Here is a 19,580-nt window from a genome sequence, read left to right on the forward strand (position 1 = left end):
AAAGGAATAAAGGTGTAGAAATACTTCTATTTAACAAGAATATAATAGTTTAAGTCAAAGATTAAACATATTAAAGTTCAATTAATTACAAATTATGGATTTTATTCATGATTTGCCCTAATTACTGTACGTAGGTCAGGGGTATTACCAATAAAAAATATATTAATTCAAAGGAGAGATAAGAGAATGAAGAAATTACAAGTGAAAGCAATGAGCATGGTATTAAGAGTAAAGAATGTATTAGCTGATAAGAAGGGTGAAGGAGCATTAAATACAGCCATAACTGTACTTATCAGTGTTGTATTAGGAGCTTTGTTGTTAGCCGGTCTATATGCATTAATTGGCGACGTGGTATTGCCACAATTAAAAGAACGAATTATTGAGATGTTTAATTTCAACGGTTGAGCAGTTTAAAACATAATCAAGTATGAGTAAGAAAGGATGGATTGTATGAAAAAGAGAATCAAAAAAGTTTGTATCATTATGTTAGTGTTGTCATTACTCTTTAACAGTAGTAGCTATGCCAAAGGGTTATCATTCTCTGATACTGAAGGGCATTGGGCAGAACAGATTATTAAGGAACTTGTGGCAAAAGATATAGTAGCAGGCTTTCCAGATGGAACAGTAAGGCCAGATCTAATCATCACAAGAGGAGAATTTATAGCACTGTTAGCTAGAAATACGGAGAGTGAAATAACGGGTGCAAAAGAAGAATCACCCTCCTTCAATGATATCGATGGTCATTGGTCGCAAAATTACATTGAAGCTCTAGTAGACAGTAGTATTCTAGATAAGGCAGATTATACTGGTAGACTTCAACCCGATGAATCTATCACTAGAATAGAGATGGTGAAGATGATAGTGCGGTCAATTGATATAGGTGAAGAAGTAAAGCAGCTAAAAGAAGATACCTCTTTCAAGGATGACAGTGAGATCAATAAGTCTGATAAGGGGTTTGTTAGTCTGTCAGTAAGATATGACTTGATTAAAGGCTATCCAGATAACACTTTTCGACCCAAAGGTGAAACAACAAGAGCAGAAGCCTTTGCACTACTTATGAGACGAGGAAAGGTTCTGGATAAGATTGAAAAAGAAATAGAAAAGCAGAAAGCCAAGAAAGAGCAGTACTCAGATGATAACGACGATGACTATCACTACTATCCAGAGGCACATGTGACTTTTGAACTTCCTCATAAGGCACATACTGATACAAATATTATTGTAACAACTGTTTGCGAAAATACTAAGGCACTCAATTGGTCACTTACAAAAAAGACCTTAGATGGTTCGGAGCAGAAACTAATTTTATATGAAATGATAACTGGTGATTTATCAAAAGAGGGTGGGAGCATTGTATTTAAAGAAAGTGGTAGCTATACATTGACCGCTTTAGCAACCAATTACAATGGCAAAGTCACAAGACATTCTCAGAGTATTGAAGTATTACCCGTGGTGAATATAGTCTTTGAACTACCAGAATATACTCATACGGACAAAACTATTTCAATTGATGCAATTACAACAGGACTAAGGAGCTTAGATATAGCGTGGTCAGTTACCAAAGATGGCGAGGCTGTGGGATGGGATACAGCGATCGAAGGGACACCTAATAACGAAGGTGGTTCTATTACTTTTAAAGAAAAGGGGAGCTACAGCATTATAGCTACATGCACCGATGAAACAGGGCGTAGCTACACTCATACTGCCTCCATAAAGGTCTATCCTCAGATTAATATTGACTTTCAACTTCCAGACAAAGCACACACAGATACAACCATTAATATGAGTACTATGTTTTCTGAATCTATAGAAGGTCTAAATGTTCAGTGGAGTTTAACCAGAAACGGTGAAGAAGTAGCTCACAGTGATTATATTGAAGGAGATCTAACGAATTTAGGTGGGGTAATCCGATTCAAAGAAGAAGGTGTTTACTTATTAACTGCAACCATTAAAGATATTACTAATAGAAGTTTCCACAAGGCAGTATCAACTATTATCTACCCAGTAGGTGAAGCAGGTTTTTACTTGCCAGAGATTACACATACGGATACAACTGTAACAGTAGAAGGAAGATTTAAAGAAGTAGAAGATGCAGATGTGATATGGACCCTTACTATAGATAATACAATGGTTGATCTTAAGGATTATATAGAAGGTGAACTAACTAATGATGGTGGGTCAGTACGCTTTACTCATAAGGGTGAATATTTGCTAAAAGCTACATTTACCGATAGTGCAGGCAGAACCTACAGCTATACCTCTAAGGTAACCGTATATCCCATTCCGAAGCTTCTATTCGAGCAACCAAGCACAGCTCATACCGATACAGTGATCCCAGTTTCAATAACTATCGAGGATATGGACAATCTACCTATTGAGTGGATGGTGGATAATACTCACGGCTTTCAAGAGTGGAATGTCTATGTAGATGGTGAACTTAATCATAACGGAGGCACAATTCAATTTAAACAAGCTGGAGTATATAAGTTGGTTGCTAGAGTTACAGATTCTACTGGGCGTAGATTTAATTTTGATAGTGAAAACAGTACAGAAGTATATTCAGTACTAGATATACAGTTTGAACTTCCTGAAGTAACTCATACAGATAGAATTATCGATCTGAAAACCATGGGAGATAATAACGTCTTGCCTATAGAATGGCTGATAACTAAAGATGGAACTCCTGTTGAATTCGATAATTTTGTAGAAGGGGTATTTAATGATCAAGGTGGCAAAATCCGTTTTACAGAGAAAGGAGAATATAAAGTAACAGCAAAAATGATGGATGCTTTAGGTAGAACCTTTTCTCATAATAGCACCGTTTCGGTTTATCCCATTTCAAATATAGAGTTCACTCTCCCTCAAACAATCCATATTGGAACAGATATTACAATAAGCACAAAAGATTCAGAGCTTCATAACATGGACATCCTATGGGAGATAAAAAAGGATGATGAGACTGTAGAGTTTGATTCATATGTAAATGGCACACTGACTAACAGTGGTGGCGTATTAGCTTTCATTGATACAGGCCATTACATATTGATTGCCAAAGTGACTGATGATACAGGCAGAGTATTTACATATGAAAGAGAGATTGATATTAATAATAATCCACCTTCTAAGCCACTAGTTACAGTAGATATGACTAGAATAATTAATAACGGTAAATTTCAAGTCATGATTAATACAAGTAGTACTGACCCAGATAGTGATGCAATCACTTATGAGTATATAGGAAAGGCCGAAGATAACTACTATGGTATCGGCACACACACTATTCAGGTGAGGGCAAAAGATGAATATGGAGCATATTCTGAGTGGGAAGAAGCAACCTTTACTGTGACGAATCAAGCACCAAGTACACCAATAATCTCGAGAACACCAGATGGAAATAGTGTTTTACCGAGTACCCCAGTTACAATAACAGCAAAGTCTACCGATCCAGAAGGTGATGCTATTAGCTATATTTGGGAAGGAAGGCCATCTCAAACAACTACATATCCATTGGGCAAAAATATTATTCGTGTCAAAGCCGTGGACAGTGCAGGTGCCGAGTCACCATGGACAGCCATCGTATTCTTCGTTGCTGACCCTAATAAGGGTGGTGGAATGGTCTTAACAGGACCCGAGTCAGTCATATTTGAAGAAGGTATAGAAGGAGCTACTGTTACAAAGTACACCTTCACAGTTCCACCGGTGAGTGGTCATAGTGGTAATGATTATGGGCGTGTACGAGGCTATAACGTAAAGACCGGTGTATGGGATCAACTTAGCTATGGAACGACTAAAAATGGTATTACATTCAGTAAAACATTGCCTTTTGGTGTCTATAGTCAGTTGGAGTTTTACTACTATACTAATCACAATTGTATGTATAACAAAAGTAATATCACCTATTCGGTATTCTATCACTTTGAATAGGCCATATAGGATATAAGGAGGTGCTAGTTTGGAAGTAGTAATCATGCTCCTTATAGCTGCTATTTTATCAGGGTGTCTAGTCTATGTAGACACCCTTTTAGAAGGGCTTGTACCTATGGTATTATACTCCGAAAAGTATATGGATACCTTATTAGGAGTAAATGCTATAGAACCCATATTTGATATATTCTTTGCCTTTGGCATTTCTCTAATCATACTCAAATTCCTAAAGAATGGATTTAATAAATATATCCTATGGCATGATGGGGATGCAGCAGATGATCCATCCACATTATTCATAGGATTTCTTAAAGCTCTAGCCATAGCCATATGTTTTCCAACCATGTATGGGTGGCTTGCTACGATTATAGAGGATATGTCAAATGAGTTGATTCTACTTATCTCGGGAGGTATGCCCATATCCTTTGAAACAGTTATAGCGGGTATAAGCACAGCGGGACTTTTCACCGGCATTGTATCCTTGATCTTCTTTATATGCTTCTTCATTCTGTACATACAATTCCTAACCAGGGGACTGGAGATCATGATACTGAGAATAGGGCTACCCCTTGCCTGTGTAGGGTTAATGGATAGAGCAGACAGTAACCTGTTTAAAAGCTATATACAAAAGTTCTTTCAGAGTACCCTTGCAGTTTTAGTACAGATAACACTAGCTAAGCTAGGTGTAGGACTTATGCTTAATGCCCATGTGTTTTGGGGTGTCGCATGCATGGTTCTAGCGTTAAGAACACCTAAATTCCTACAAGAGTTCTTAATAATATCAGGAGGTCAAGGTGGTGGATTGAGTAACAAGCTATACTCGACAGCAAGGATATATCAGATGAGTAAGACATTTTTTAAGAAATAGGAGGTCTGGTGTAATGAAGCAAATTCATCTGAAAAGAATGGAGATTATAAAAGAGGGACTGAAAGGATAATGGATATAATCAAAGAATTAGCAGATGCATTCTTAATACTCATACGATGCGGTTCAGCTTTTAGAGTTGTGTATTGTTTTGTAATGATGGGAACAGATGAGGAAGCAGAGAAGGCTTACAAGAAGAAAATATGGAATGTCATTATTTTTTATATCCTAGCTGAGTGTTGTTATTTGATAAAAGATATGATAGTCCATTATTATACTTAGAGGTGATCAGATGGCAATAGAAAAACCATTATACATCCCACAGGGGCTTAAGCTAAGGGCAGAGATATTTAATGGGTTTGCAAAGGAAGAACTAATAAAAACGATCATAGTAACTTTGGTGGCAGGGGCAATCGATGCACTGCTATTTTTATTTACCCAAAATACAGTAATAACGGTAGTTTTCATGCTCGTGGCAGTATCAGGAACAGTCCTTATGCTCACCAAAGATAACAATAATATATCTGTTGTAGATCAGGTAGGATTTTTGATTAAGTTTAGGTTTGGACAGAAGAAATACAGGTACTAAACGAATATAATAGGGCTAAACAGTAAACAGGAGTTGTTTATTAGTTTAGCCCTATTTCTTATTGGAAATATAAATGACTATTAATATTCATAATAAGTCTACCAAATGCTACTAACATTTGGTATTATAAGAGGAAAGAATATAATTCTGTAGATAGGAGGGCATATGAAAAGTATAAAAACAAAATTAGCATTAGTATTTCTTTTAATCTTTGTTCCGTTTGTAATTATGGTGGTAGTAGCATTTGGTACTTTTAATAAGATGGAAGACGATGGTGTTGCATTAAATTTGTCTGGCAGTCAAAGAATGAGAACAATGTTAATTAGTAATTATTCATTACAAATTTATAATGAAAATGATAAGGTAAGTGATGTAGGCTTAGCTAAAGAAATATTAGAAACAGAAATGAAAAAATATGAGAAAATAATGAAGGCTCTTGTAGATGGTGATTCCGAGCTCTCTATTAGTAAGAATAATGATGTTGAAATTGTCAATGCGATTAATGCAATTCATGAAAAAACCAGCAAATATGTGGCAGAAGCAAATAAAGTATTAAATAATCAAGCTGATGATGAAGACATTTACTTTATAACAAGAAATGCTATGGATATAAAGAATGAAGTTCATGAAATTGTAATGATGTATCAGAACAATTATAATCAGAAAGTGAATTTGTTTAAGAGTATGTCAATTTGGTTAACTGCTTTTGGAATATTAATGCTCTTCTTCGGATATTACTATGGGAAAAAAATTATAGTCAAGCCGATCATAAATATTACTACAAAACTAGAAGAAATAGCCTCAGGGGAAGGCGAATTAACTCACGCACTGGAAGTTCATTCGAAAGATGAAATAGGAAGACTTTCAGAGAATTTTAATAGATTTATAAGTACAATTAGAGACATTATAGTAGAAATAGCAACATCTAGTGAAAATTTAGAATCAGTTTGTAATTCGTTAGAAACTATTACTGGAGAAGTCAATATTTCATCAGAAAGATTATCTAGCATTACTTCAGAAATTGCAGAGGGCGCAATAGAACAAGCAACTGGAGTTATGGCCACATCAGAGAATCTATCTAAATTAGGTGAAGAGATTAATGAAATTAATGAAATATCAAATGAGATGAAAAGAAGTTCAATTGAAATTAAGGAAATTAATGAAATAAGTAAAGAAAGCATGACTGACTTGCAAAAAAGTAATAGTGATAATATTGAAGCTTCTAATGAGATTAATGATGCAATTAGTGATTTATATGATAAGGTGCAAAGAATTTCGGAGATTACAGAAGTTATTGATGGAATTTCAAGTCAAACAAATCTATTGGCGTTAAATGCATCTATCGAAGCCGCTAGGGCGGGAGAGTATGGTAGAGGATTTGCTGTTGTAGCAGATGAAGTTAGCAAGCTAGCAGAGGAGTCCAATGAATCTACAGTTGAAATATCTGCAATTGTAGGAGAAATTCAAAAGCAAGTAACTTATACAAGCGAATTAATGAGTAATGTTTTAAAACTATCAGAAAATCAATCAGAAGCAGTTGGAAAATCTAAGGATGATTTTAATAATGTAGAAGAATCATTAGGTGATATGATAGACCGAATAAATAGAGTGAATAGCAGGATTACTAATGTTGATGATAGGAAAAATGATATTTTGATTGCTGTTCAAAATATTGCCAGTGTATCTCAGGAAACTGCGGCATCAACTGAAGAAGTTGCAGCTTTTGCAGATGAGTTCCAAGCAAGTGTAAATGACATTTCAATGAATGCTAGAAGTTTGAGAGAATCCAGTGAGAATTTATCACAGATGATTGATAAATTTAAATACTAAATTTTAGAATGTATGAACCTTGATTTAAATCAGGGTTTATTTTTTAGTCTTTTGGTTTTTAATATCCCCAAAAACCCAAAATGAAAGGGCTCCTATCATGAGGGTAAGCTTCCACTTTGTTAAACAAAGTCCTTGTGAATACTTGGGACTGCGTCCCAAACCCTATTAAAGGGATTAGTAAAGAATGAGGAAGCTTGGGGGATTGGATGGCAAATGCAATATTGGGGAAATTAAGAAATGATAGAGGCAAAGATATTATCTCAAATAAATCTAAACGAATTACTTTCCGAGTCACAGAAAAGGAATATCAAAAAACCTAAAAAAAAATCAAAAATGAATAAAGTCAATATGTATCGTAAGCTGTACTGATCTGTATTCCGTTAAAAATGTGGTGGAAGAAATAGGGCATTTATTGAATTCATTAACGGAGAAAATAAAGGGTACGGGACCATGAAAATAGGGTGAATAATTACTCATAAAAAGAAAGTCAATCACAAAATAGAAGAGAGTATCCAACTAAAGATAAAAGATATAGCTGAAATATGAATTAGTTAAAATTCATGTTGAGGCAGCCCCTTCTTTTAATTGTTATCTGATATAGAAAATAATAATTATTAAACAGTTATAAATAGGAAATTGCTATAATAATTGACAAATATAAACCTTGATAATAAACTTAGATTGTTGTTCAAGTATAAATTTTAGTGTAGATTTACTTGAGATCCAGTCAGATTATTTGGCTATTAGGATTTGCAGAAAATTATAAATTTAATGGATCAAACATGGGCTATTTCAACCCAGGAATGAGTTTTGAGCTCAGTTCCTTTTTACATCACTATACGGATTAAGCTATATAGGAGGGGGGAAGTATTAATGATTAGGAAAAAATATATCGCAGCAATTCTATTTATATCGGTAACACTATCTGTTGCTACTAATATAGCACCAATATTTTTCTCACTACCTAAATGGATATATCTTAATATAGTTGGAACATTTTTAATATCATATTCATTTGGACCTATTATTGGGGGAATTTATGCCGGATTATTAAATTTAGGACTGAATAGCGTAGGAATGGGAAGTGGGATTATTATTTATGTATTATTGACACAAATAGTTGAGGCAGGATTAATAGGTTTATTAAGAATTAAAAGGATGCAAGGAGTTCTGAATACATTGTTAATTGGCTTTCTTCTTAGTATAGTTATTAAACCAGTAAGTATTACTTTTTATAATGTATTTAATGGTGAAATGGATGGATTTATGAATAATCTTTCATCTATGTATTTTCAATATTATAAAACAGGTTTTACTTCAAATCTAGTAACGTATCTAATATCTGCTATAACAGCTTACGCTATTTATGAGGGTATTAATAAATTTATAATGAAAAGAAAAGAGGAGATTATTTTATGAGCAAAATGAAGTGGATTGTACTAATACTGATGTTAACATTATCTTTTTCGGCTTGTACAAAAGGTAGTGATGTAGCAGACGAGGATGCTAAACAAGCCTTAAAAGATTTACAAATGCAGACTATTACTGTAGCAGATCTTGAAAAAGAAAAAGATATACAAATTATTGATATTCGTTCCGCAGATTTATATTTAGGTTGGGAAAATGAAAAAGGAAACAGTGGACATATTCTAAATGCAATGGATTTTCCTGTTTCATGGTTTACTTACGAAAAATCTCAAGAAAATATCAATATTGAACTTAAGCGCAGAGGCTTAGATAAAACAAAGAAAACTGTAATTTATTCTAATGACAATGTACTTGAAGAGGATTATAAAAAGTTTCAAGAAGTAGGATTTGATAATTTGTATGCATTAGAGTATGGATTCAATCAATATGTACTAGATGGTAAAAAAACTGAAAGATTAGAAGGGTATCAAATATATGTTGGACCTCAGTGGGTAGAAGACCTTATTAATGGAAAAAAACCTCAAGGATATGATAATAATGATTATAAGATTGTAGAGATTACTTTAGGGTCAGAAAAGGAGTTATATGAAAAAGGACATATTGATGGGGCTGTTAATATTAGTGCAGATGATTTGAATCATGTTTTAGGCCCAAGAAATCTTGCGGACTATGAAGTAATACCCCTTGAAAAACAACTGACGTTTTGGGATTTACCAACTGACGAAAAGATAAAAGAAGTATTAGAAAACAATGGGATAACAAAGGATACAACAGTAATTTTATATGCATCAGAGAAAGCTACAACAGCAGCCAATAGAGCTGCATTGGTAATGGATTATGCAGGAGTAAAAGATATTCGATTTTTAAATGGTGGAAAGGTATTGTGGCAACTTGAAAATAGATCTTTGGTTTCACGAATTGAAAAACTAGAAAAAAGAGATTTTGGTGCAACTATTCCACAAAATCCAGAGATTATTTATCAATATGAAGATGAGTTAAAATTGATTAAAGACCCTAATGCAGTTATTGCATCTGTAAGAAGTTGGGATGAATATTTAGGAAAGGAAAGTGGATATACATATATTGGTGAAGCAGGAGATATTAAAGGTTCTAGGTTTGCATATGCAGGATCTAATCCCTATGCTATGGAGGATTTCAGAAATTTAGACAATACTATGTTTAATTATAAACTCATTGCTGATAGATGGGAAAAATGGGGTATAGTCCCAAATAAAACTGTGTCTTTTCATTGTGGAACTGGGTGGAGAGCTAGTGAAACATACTATATTGCAAAGGCTTTGGGATGGGAAGAATTAGGAGTATATGTAGGTGGATGGTATCAATGGACAAAGAAACCTAATAGCCCAGTTAAAGAAAAAGAGCTACCGGAAGATGCCCCAGAACAAAAACCAATGGAATATTTCTATAAATAAAAATATGTTAAATATCTATTATAAAAGCAGTTGAGCTATAAGTGAAAACTTCAGATTGAAACTTCTTCAATGGTACAATAAATTAGAAAATTGGACTATAGAAGTACTAGAAGAAGAGAAAATATCAAATTCACATGAAAGGCTAAAGCTTTGATATCTGCATTTGAAGGTACTATGATTTTATCTAAACTTCATAAGGATGATGTGTATTTCAAAGTATTTAATAAATACACTTTCAATGGAATTTTAACAATATAACAAATAAATGTATTTTAGAAGAGTTGATTCATAAAAGGGTCATCTCTTCTTTTGGGTATTAAGGGGTTTATGTATAAATATAGGAGGAGTAGCAATATGATTTTTTATCAAAACTCTTGTGGAATGGTTAGAAAGTTATTTAGATGTTATCTCGCAAGCATTGGAGCAATTGTATGCTATGTAGAAGCTAATAATTATGAACATATGAGAAAACTTCCGAGTAGATATACAAAGATGAATTTTAAAAATAATTATATCATTTATAATAACATAAAATAGCTATCACTAAATGCAAGTAATTATGGCAGACATGATTTTATTATTTATGATATGGAAGTAATTTAAAAGAAGATAATTACTTCCATATCATAAATGTATAAAATACAACAACCCTTCAATCACGAAAATATAAAATTTTCTCAAAAATAAAAAAACTAATAAAAAATTAAAAAAATTTCCCCTCTCATTTTTGGGATTACGGTGTTTGTCAAGTGAGTTGTCCGATAAAGTTAAATTTTTTCGACATTCATAGTTCACTATTGTCTGAGTAAATATATTCCTAATAATAAATATTTTACCATTAGTTTTGTGTAGAAAACCCCTTGGATGAGTATTGGAATTTTTTTGATAATTTATTATGCTGTAGTTGTGATTTTATCTGTAAGCTCTTCTCCTTTCACAGGATTTAGAGCTACAAAATCTGGCAATTTCCAGTTTCTAATTCCCCTAGACCAACGTTCTGGATGCCTTTTACGAGCTTCATTGTAAATCTTGATTTATTCATCATAATACTTTTACCGTCTACATTATGACGCTGATTAGGTGTTATAAACTTCAATCCACTATGAAGATGTTCATTATTATACCAATTCACAAATTCATGAACCCATTCTCTAGCATTCTCAATACTTGGAAAACCTTTTTCAGGGAACATAGGTGCATATTTTAAAGTTCTAGACATGGTCTTTGAATAAGGATTATCGTTACTTACTCTAGGGAGGGAAAAGGATTTTGATACCCCAAGTGATTCTGAAGTTGCCAAAAAAGTAGCTGCTTTCATTGGAGATCCATTATCAGAATGTAAGACTAGTGGTCTTTCGCCAATTCCTTAAGATAAAACTGCCTTTCTTATTGACACCTCAGCATTGGCTGCAGTTTCATCTTCCCATACTTCATGACCAACAATTTTTCGGCTATATATATCTATAATTAAATATAATTTATGGTGCATTTCTAATATATAACCTGGCAAATAAGTGATATCCCAAGACCAAACTTGATTTGGTTTTATAGCTATGTGCGTAGTTGGGGGCTTAGATTTATTAACACTTGCTTTCCCCACGTCTATCCATCATTTTTTCTTCTCGTAACACTCTATAAAAAGTGGACTCAGAAGCAATGTATATGCCTTTATCGGCTAAGGCAGGTACTATTTTGGATGGTGGAAGACTTGCAAACTCATTGGTATTTGATATCCTTATAATTTCTCTTTTTCTGCTTCTGTAAGTGTATTCTTAGGTGTTGGCCTAACGACCGTAGGTCTTTTATATTCTAAGACGTTACCATTATTAACCCATCTCTGATATGTTATAGCACTTATATTTAAAACATCACAAGCTGGTATTAATCTAGCTCCATTTCCACGAGCCTCATCAATCAATTCAACTGCTAGCATGCGATCTGAGTGAGTTATTAATCTTCCTCTTGGTCCCCCCAGATCGCTTGGGCCTTTTTTTGTAAAACTAGTAAAGAGCTGCTTCTGCTAAGGCTTTTTCCTCACGACGTAAATCTCGGTTTAAATTTTTTTCTAGTCATTGTAATCCTCCTGTTTAGATAGTTATCTTATAATATATATGAAATACTTTCATCTGACAACTATTCTAACACAGGGGGAGAATGAAGAATTCAAAGATTTCTAAATATATATTAGGTCAGGAAGTAGAGTGATCATTTAATAAGAGGGGAAGGTGAAGGATTAATTATAACTATTTATTGAATTTATGGGAACTTATATGCATATTATTAACAAAAGATAAATTGCTGATATATATATACAACGCATTAAATATTTTCAAATAAATAAAGCTATTAAGGCTCTATAAATCAATATTAGAAACAATTGATAAAATAGAATTTCTTTAGCACTTTATATATAGTTCAGTATATGAATCTTATGTAGAAAGACAACTATTAAAAGAAAGTTACAAAATTAATAGAATAATATATTTGAAGGGGGTGGTAATGTGAAACAAAATCAGTATTATATTTCACAAGAAGGTAAACTTATTAAGGATCTAGAAGCTTTTTTAAAACTAATATTGCCTAAACTTATAGAAGAACATGATGAGAGAAAGGCAATGGAAATATATAATGACACATTGAGGGAGTATAAAAAGCTTATTTCTCAACTTCCTTATATTGGAGGAAAAGAGAATCGATTGACATCTAACCTTATTCAAGCTAGTTGGGGGTTAGCACTATATCGTACTATATTAATATATGGTGGTACAGTTGAACAAGCCGGAGAGCTAATTACTCGAGGGTTTGAAATGAAGCTAAATAAAATACCAACCTTTTTAAGACATCTAATGGGTAAACTGATGTTTTTCAAAAGAAACGTAGCTAAAATGAAAAAACGAGCTGAAATATCACAACTAAGGGAATATCCATGTGATTGGGTATGGCATGTTTTTGAAGGGGATAGGAACGTATTTGATGTGGGCATTGACTATACAGAGTGTGGTATAGAAAAATTCATACATAGTCAAGGAGCAGATGAGTTGATTCCGTATCTTTGTAATTTAGATTATGTATTATTTGGGAAATTGGGTATTGAATTAATACGTACAAAAACATTAGCATGGGGTTGTGATTGTTGTGATTTTCGAATAAAGAAAAATGGAACTCCATCATCAGCTTGGCCACCACAATTTTTAGAAAAGACTTGCGATAATAAGATGGACCAGCATATTAAATGAGACAAATAACATAGCAAATTAGATTATAAACTTTAAAAGGCTGATAAAATCAGTAATTTAAGAAAATAGTTACAAAGTGTATCAAATTCGGAATATGCATAGCTTTAAAACAAACTTCGTTTTTATTAAGATATTAGTAGAAATGGGGTTTAAATATTGAAAAATAATTATTTTTCAAAGTTAATGAAATACACTAAAAGTGGCAATTGAAAAGCAGGAAATGTAAGGCTTAAAGAGTGGATCTGTTTTATTGTTTAGGAACTATATAATAGTAAATTTGATTAGCAGCTATACAATGTTAACAGAAAGAATAGAAGGAATTTTATGGACACGTATATCTGAATTATCAATAAGCATATGGCAAATCAAAAAATATCAAAAGATTATGGTGTAGGGATTTTGTTATACCCATTAGAAATTCATACGATTGCAGTAATAGGTTTAAATCCTGGCATAAATTGTATGAAACTTTCAAAAAGATGGGAGTTACAAGGGGAGCAACTTCTCAAAATGTAATAGAATTTTTAGAAAATATTTTCAATGAATTAGAATATTTTGTAGAGATGAGAATGAATAATGGGGGTAATTATGATTAGTTTAAAAGAGAATACAAAAAATCTGAGTATTTTAATAGCATTTTTTTCTGCTACAGGAAATACAAAAAAGATATCTAATGTAATACAAAAAAAATTACATGATTCTAATATTTTGGTTACGATGTTGGATATTACTTCTTATGCTAGTAGAAAAGAGGAAATTTTGCTTAATCAATATGATGCTGTTGTTTTTGGGTTTCCTATTTACTCCATGAGGGCTCCACGTGTATGTAGGGAGTGGTTAGAAACACTTGATGGAAAAGGAATGAAATGTTCAGTGTTCTTTACTTATGGAGGTTTTGGAAAGGACCCAGCTCATTATTTTATAAAAAAATTATTAGAGAAGCAAAATTTTAAACTTGTATCGACGGCAGAATTTTTAGGAGCACATACGTTTAATCGTAGTGGATGGAAAGCTGTTATAGACCGACCAAATCAATCAGATTTTGAAGTTGCACAAGATTATGTAATGAAGACAGTTAGACGATTTTTAGGTGATGATTTAAATGAACTTGGTGAATTTGAAAAGCCAATGTATGATGTAAGCCAATTTGATCAAGCGGAAAAATATAGATTTAGCTTAATTACCAAACTTCCAACGAAAGATTCTAAAAACTGTTCTATGTGCGGTCTTTGTGAAAAACTATGTCCTGTAAATGCAATGAATATGCAAAAAGGTATTGCTGATAATCGTTGCATTGCATGTTTTAGATGCATTGTAAATTGTCCTGATGGGATTTTGCATACAAATGATTTGTCAGATAGTTGGGATAAAAAATTAAAGATGCACAAAATGACAAAAGAGGAAGTAGATAATTTAAAAAGTAAAATATATTTATAATATAATAGAAAATAGTTGCTTTAAAAATTGAAATGTCAATAATCAAAGTACGAAAGTAGCGTAAGGAAAATGCTTAGGAATGAAAAATACAAAGAGCGATAAGCAATTTGGCTACTAATAGAACGATTATTGTTATTGCGCATCATTTGAAAACTATTGAGAGTGCGGATAAAATAATCATATTTGATAAGAAGCAAATTGTTGAGAAGGAAAAACATTGTAAATTGCTTAAAAATAATGGTTTATATAAAGAACTTTGGAATGTACAGAAGAAGGCTGAAGTATGGAGTTTTTAAGCTTACTCGTTAAAAAGCAATGGATGTTGATAAATATACTGTTCATGCGCTACAATGAGAAAGTGAGGTGAAAAGAATGTTAGAAAACAAAGTTTCTTTAGGAAAAAATGTATCCGTTATTTGTGAAAATGAAGAATGCACCATACATCAAATACATAATAAGACTGGTGAAGGAACAATGAAATTTTATAAAGTATTTCCTGGAATTTATTTAATGTATAATGATTTTCATATGCAAAACTGCCATGCAAATGTTCAATATAGCAAAGATATGCTATGCATTGATCATTGCCGAGAGGGAAGAATTCGATGGGATTTAAAAAACGATGCTTATTTGTATTTAAAGGCGGGTGATTTAAGAGTAGAAAATCGAAAGCACCATAAAGGCAATTTTGAATTTCCATTAAAGCACTATCATGGCATTACCATTTCCTTTTTTATAGAGGAGGCAGCAAAATCATTATTGCATGCTTTGAATGGTTTTCCTGTGAATTTATATGATTTACAGAAGAAATTTTGTGAAAATGAAGTATCTTTTGTGATACGTTCAGGAACATCTATTGAACATATTTTTTCAGAGCTTTATACGGTACCGAGTAAAATAAAAAAACAATATTTTCAAATAAAAATTTTGGAGTTGTTATTGTATCTGAGCGCACTAGACATTTCCGAAAATAAAGAAAAACGTCCTTATTTTTATAAAACACAGGTGGAAAAAATTAAAGCCATTGAGAAATTTATGACATCGGATTTGGAAAAACACTATACCTTAAATGAATTATCCCAAAAATTTGATATCTCCCTTACTTCTATGAAAACATGCTTTAAAGGTGTTTATGGAAGTTCCATTTATGCTTATATGCGTGCTTGTCGTATGAACCAAGCGGCTGTATTGCTTCGTCAAAGCAGAGCAAACATTGTTTCTATTGCAGGACGTGTAGGTTATGAGAGTCCTAGTAAATTTTCTGTTGCATTTAAATCAATTATGGGAAAATCTCCGTTGGAATACAGAAAACATTTTGTCTAATTGGAACAGAATAGCCAATATGGAGCGGAAAAATTAAATAAAGTATTTTATAATATGGATTAGTTACGTAACGTTAACTAATCCATATTTATGTTTTTATGAAAGAAGGGAAGATGAATGAAGAAAAAAAATTGGTTGCATACGATTTTAGATGCTGCAACACTGTGCAAAGGAAAGATAACCCTATCGATTTTATTTGCCATAATTAGCGTATTTGGTGGATTTGTGCCATATATTGGCGTATATCACATGCTTTGTATATTTTTAGAGGGAACGCCCACTATAGAAAAAATCTTGATGTGGTCAGGGGTATGTCTTGTGGGCTATGTAATAAAGCTTTTGTTTTACGGAATATCCACTACACTTGCCCATATTTCTGCTTATACCATTTTAGAACAGATTCGTCTTAAAATAATGGAGAAGATGATGAAAGCGCCCCTTGGCGTCATCTTAAACGAAACTTCTGGAAAGCTAAAAAATATTATTGTGGATCGGGTAGAAACTATGGAACTTCCTTTGGCGCATATGATTCCTGAGGGAATTTCAAATTTTCTTTTGCCTGTGGGGGTGTTTGTTTATCTATTTTTTATTGACTTCAGAATGGCTTTAGCAGCTTTGGCTACTGTGCCTATGCCTGCTGTGATATTTATGGTAATGATGCGCAACTTCAATAAGCAGTATACAGATTATATGGAGGCGAGCAACCATGTGAATAGCGTTATTGTTGAGTATGTGGGGGGAATTGAGATCATAAAGGCGTTTGGTCAGTCAACTGATTCCTATAAAAAATTTGCTACGGCTGTCAATTCCTTTAAGGACTATACCCTTGCATGGTTTCAAAGTACATGGAAATCAATGAATTTTATAATGGCCTTACTTCCTTCCGCTTTAGTGGGTACCATTCCAGTTGGAATATGGCTTTATCTAGAAGGAAGTTTAACGGTTGCTGAGTTTGCTATTTGTCTGATTTTATCACTTGGAATTATTACGCCACTGATGTGGTTTACAACAGCAATTAATGATATCAAAATGATTGAATATGCAGTAAATGATGCATCTAAACTTTTAGATCTAGAGGAGCTTCCAAATAGCGATACACCTATCGTTCTACAAAGTTATGATGTGAGTTTATCGAATGTTTCTTTTTCTTATGGAGGGAAAAATGGTCAAGAAAATGCCTTGACCCATGTAAGCATTTCTATTCCACAGGGGAGTTTTTCTGCACTGGTGGGACCTTCTGGAGGAGGAAAATCAACAGTGGCGCGACTGATTACAAGGTTTTGGGATGTGGGAAGTGGGATGATTAAAATTGGCGGTGTGGATATTAGAAAAATTCCCTTTTCCCAGCTTACAGCAATGATCAGCTTTGTTACCCAGGATAATTTCTTATTTAATTGTTCTCTTTTAGAAAATATCCGACTTGGTAATCCAAAGGCAACAGATGAACAAGTATATGAATCAGCAAGGCAGGCACAATGTGATGAATTTATAAGGAAGCTAGAAAAGGGTTATAAAACTACAGCAGGAGAAGCGGGTGGAAGGCTTTCAGGCGGCGAACGCCAGAGAATTGCCATTGCTAGAGCAATGCTGAAGAATGCGCCTATTGTGATTTTAGATGAAGCAACAGCATTTACTGATCCTGAAAATGAAGATAAGTTGCAAAAATCTATTTCTGCTTTAACAAAGGGAAAAACTTTGATTGTCATTGCCCATCGGCTATCCACAGTTAAAGATGCAGATCAGATTATTGTGATGGAAAAAGGGCGTGTTATTAGAAAGGGAAAACAGCAAGAGCTTATAAAATCTTGTGCCTTATATCGTGATATGTGGGAGACGCATATTGGTACAAAAAAATGGGCAGCAGGTAGTGGGGGAAAGGAGAACGCTTATGTATAAAATTATCAACCGAATTATTCGGTGGACAGGAGAATATAAACTACGTCTATACAAAGGTTTTGTTTATTCTTTTTTTAACACCATTTTCACAGCACTTCCTATTATGAGTGCGGCCTTTGGGCTTAATTTAATACTTGCAGATATAAGGGGTGAAAAAGAACTTACACCACAGTGGATTTGGATAATGCTTGCCTTTTTAATTTTTGCGGTTCTAGGACGTTTTTATACAGCTTACCGTAGGGCAGTACTTCAAGAGAGCATTACATATGAGATGACAGCGAAGCAAAGAATTCATGTAGGGAATATTTTAAAACGTGTTCCACTAGGATTTTTTCAAAAAAACAATGTAGGAGATTTGACATCTGCTGTAACCAACGACCTTTCTTATATGGAAATGTACGGTATGAAGATGATAGACACAGTGGTCAATGGTTATATCAGTGCTTTTACGATGGTATTTTGTCTTTGCTTTTACAGCTTGCCCCTTGCACTTGTTTCGGCAACAGGTATTTTCCTTTCAGCACTTGCGCTAAATTTTCTTGGCAAAAAAAGTAAAAAAAATGCGCCCATTCATTTAAAAGCACAGGAGAATATGATTGGTGCTACTATAGAGTATATTCATGGATTACCTGTGGTAAAGGCTTTTGGGAGACAAGGAGTTTCTATTCAAAATATTAAAAATGCCTATGAGGAGAGCAAAAACATTAATATGCGTATTGAAAAGCAATTTGTGCCCCTTAACTGTCTCCATCTTTTAAGCCTTAAGGTAGCATCTGCTGCAATTATTATGCTTGCTTCATATTTTGCAATGAAGGGGAGCATGTCTGTACCGAATATGGTAATGATGGTTATTTTCTCTTTTGTGATTTTTGGACATGTAGAGGCTATAAACAATGCAACCCACGTGCTAGAAATGATAGATAATACAATGGATAAATTAGAAGCCATTGAAAATGAAGAATTTATAGATGAGACTGGAAAAGATATAAAACTTTCCTCTTATGATATTCGTTTTGATAAGGTGACATTTTCTTACGATCAGAGAGAGGTGCTAAAAGGTATGTCTTTTACAGTCCCTCAAAATACAACTACTGCTATCATTGGGTCGTCAGGAAGTGGAAAAACAACCATTTGCAATCTAATTGCTCGTTTTTACAATCCAAATAGTGGAACAATTTTCATTGGTGGTAAAGACATTTGTAGTACAACTTGTGAGAGCTTGCTTAAAAATATCAGTATGGTATTTCAAAAGGTATATTTGTTTCATGATACGATTCTTAATAATATTCGTTTTGGCAACCCAAATGCAAGTATTGATGATGTGGTGGAGGTCTCAAAAAAAGCCTGTTGCCACGACTTTATTATGGCGTTGCCTAATGGATACGATACGATAATAGGGGAGGGAGGGTCTTCTCTTTCAGGTGGAGAAAAACAGAGGATTTCTATTGCCAGAGCTATTTTGAAGGATGCGTCTATTGCTGACCTACGGACAGTGAAAAGGAATTACTATCCAAGGTTTAAATTACCATTAAAAAAGTGTAGAAAAAAGTCATAGTCATCCTTTAAAATATAAGTTCGGCAAAACTTATATGGAAGGAGCTTGACTATGACAAATAATC

At 33.5% G+C, this 19,580-nt stretch carries 18 protein-coding genes; 15 read left to right on the forward strand and 3 right to left on the reverse strand.

Annotated features, from left to right (window positions below; genetic code table 11):
- Positions 1-210: 210 nt before the first annotated feature.
- The 9 genes from N4A57_RS17410 to N4A57_RS17450 all read left to right on the forward strand — a co-directional run bounded on the left by N4A57_RS17410 (position 211) and on the right by N4A57_RS17450 (position 10,606).
- Positions 211-405 carry a DUF6133 family protein gene (locus N4A57_RS17410; protein WP_293659354.1) on the forward strand — a complete coding sequence of 65 codons (195 nt, stop codon included), beginning with the start codon at positions 211-213 and terminating at the stop codon, positions 403-405.
- 45 nt (positions 406-450) lie between these two features.
- A complete protein-coding gene (locus tag N4A57_RS17415) occupies positions 451-3,924 on the forward strand; it encodes an S-layer homology domain-containing protein (protein WP_293659355.1) in 3,474 nt (1,157 codons plus the stop codon).
- A gap of 43 nt (positions 3,925-3,967) precedes the next feature.
- Positions 3,968-4,792 carry a conjugal transfer protein TrbL family protein gene (locus tag N4A57_RS17420; RefSeq protein WP_330671548.1) on the forward strand — a complete coding sequence of 275 codons (825 nt, stop codon included), beginning with the start codon at positions 3,968-3,970 and terminating at the stop codon, positions 4,790-4,792.
- 69 nt (positions 4,793-4,861) lie between these two features.
- On the forward strand, positions 4,862-5,071 hold the full coding sequence (locus N4A57_RS17425) for a mercury transporter (protein ID WP_293659358.1): 210 nt from the start codon (positions 4,862-4,864) through the stop codon (positions 5,069-5,071).
- Positions 5,072-5,081: 10 nt separating this feature from the next.
- Entirely contained in the window at positions 5,082-5,378 is a 297-nt protein-coding gene (locus N4A57_RS17430) for a hypothetical protein (RefSeq protein WP_293659359.1), read from the forward strand.
- A gap of 165 nt (positions 5,379-5,543) precedes the next feature.
- Complete coding sequence (locus N4A57_RS17435; RefSeq protein WP_293659361.1) at positions 5,544-7,208, forward strand: methyl-accepting chemotaxis protein; 1,665 nt, start codon at positions 5,544-5,546, stop codon at positions 7,206-7,208.
- A gap of 873 nt (positions 7,209-8,081) precedes the next feature.
- Entirely contained in the window at positions 8,082-8,627 is a 546-nt protein-coding gene (locus tag N4A57_RS17440; protein ID WP_293659362.1) for a hypothetical protein, read from the forward strand.
- Positions 8,624-10,069 carry a rhodanese-like domain-containing protein gene (locus N4A57_RS17445; protein ID WP_293659363.1) on the forward strand — a complete coding sequence of 482 codons (1,446 nt, stop codon included), beginning with the start codon at positions 8,624-8,626 and terminating at the stop codon, positions 10,067-10,069. The genes N4A57_RS17440 and N4A57_RS17445 overlap by 4 nt, the downstream gene beginning before the upstream one ends.
- A gap of 354 nt (positions 10,070-10,423) precedes the next feature.
- Positions 10,424-10,606 carry a hypothetical protein gene (locus tag N4A57_RS17450; protein ID WP_293659364.1) on the forward strand — a complete coding sequence of 61 codons (183 nt, stop codon included), beginning with the start codon at positions 10,424-10,426 and terminating at the stop codon, positions 10,604-10,606.
- Positions 10,607-11,018: 412 nt separating this feature from the next.
- Here N4A57_RS17450 and N4A57_RS17455 read toward each other — a convergent pair whose 3' ends face one another.
- The 3 genes from N4A57_RS17455 to N4A57_RS17465 form a co-directional block, all read right to left on the reverse strand.
- Positions 11,019-11,387 (reverse strand): integrase core domain-containing protein, encoded by a 369-nt coding sequence (locus N4A57_RS17455; RefSeq protein WP_293659365.1) that lies wholly within the window; start codon positions 11,385-11,387, stop codon positions 11,019-11,021.
- Between the two features lie 48 nt (positions 11,388-11,435).
- Positions 11,436-11,669 (reverse strand): hypothetical protein, encoded by a 234-nt coding sequence (locus N4A57_RS17460; protein WP_293659367.1) that lies wholly within the window; start codon positions 11,667-11,669, stop codon positions 11,436-11,438.
- Positions 11,670-11,804: 135 nt separating this feature from the next.
- Positions 11,805-12,002 carry a hypothetical protein gene (locus tag N4A57_RS17465; RefSeq protein WP_293659369.1) on the reverse strand — a complete coding sequence of 66 codons (198 nt, stop codon included), beginning with the start codon at positions 12,000-12,002 and terminating at the stop codon, positions 11,805-11,807.
- Between the two features lie 568 nt (positions 12,003-12,570).
- Between N4A57_RS17465 and N4A57_RS17470 the strand changes: the two genes are divergently transcribed.
- The 6 genes from N4A57_RS17470 (at position 12,571) to N4A57_RS17495 (ending at position 19,516) form a co-directional block, all read left to right on the forward strand.
- Positions 12,571-13,305 carry an L-2-amino-thiazoline-4-carboxylic acid hydrolase gene (locus tag N4A57_RS17470; RefSeq protein ID WP_293659370.1) on the forward strand — a complete coding sequence of 245 codons (735 nt, stop codon included), beginning with the start codon at positions 12,571-12,573 and terminating at the stop codon, positions 13,303-13,305.
- A 588-nt stretch (positions 13,306-13,893) separates the two neighbouring features.
- Positions 13,894-14,742 (forward strand): EFR1 family ferrodoxin, encoded by an 849-nt coding sequence (locus tag N4A57_RS17475; protein WP_293659371.1) that lies wholly within the window; start codon positions 13,894-13,896, stop codon positions 14,740-14,742.
- 107 nt (positions 14,743-14,849) lie between these two features.
- Positions 14,850-15,038 carry a hypothetical protein gene (locus N4A57_RS17480; protein WP_293659372.1) on the forward strand — a complete coding sequence of 63 codons (189 nt, stop codon included), beginning with the start codon at positions 14,850-14,852 and terminating at the stop codon, positions 15,036-15,038.
- Positions 15,039-15,114: 76 nt separating this feature from the next.
- Positions 15,115-16,065: a helix-turn-helix domain-containing protein gene (locus tag N4A57_RS17485; RefSeq protein ID WP_330671547.1), complete on the forward strand. Its 951-nt coding sequence runs from the start codon at positions 15,115-15,117 to the stop codon at positions 16,063-16,065.
- 117 nt (positions 16,066-16,182) lie between these two features.
- The gene (locus tag N4A57_RS17490; protein WP_293659374.1) at positions 16,183-17,961 is read left to right on the forward strand and encodes an ABC transporter ATP-binding protein; all 1,779 of its coding nucleotides are present in this window, start codon (positions 16,183-16,185) and stop codon (positions 17,959-17,961) included.
- A complete protein-coding gene (locus tag N4A57_RS17495; RefSeq protein WP_293659375.1) occupies positions 17,954-19,516 on the forward strand; it encodes an ABC transporter ATP-binding protein in 1,563 nt (520 codons plus the stop codon). Before N4A57_RS17490 ends, N4A57_RS17495 begins: the two co-directional genes overlap by 8 nt.
- Positions 19,517-19,580 lie beyond the last annotated feature (64 nt).

This window comes from Anaeromicrobium sp., from assembly GCF_025210435.1.
Lineage (GTDB): Bacteria > Bacillota > Clostridia > Peptostreptococcales > Thermotaleaceae > Anaeromicrobium.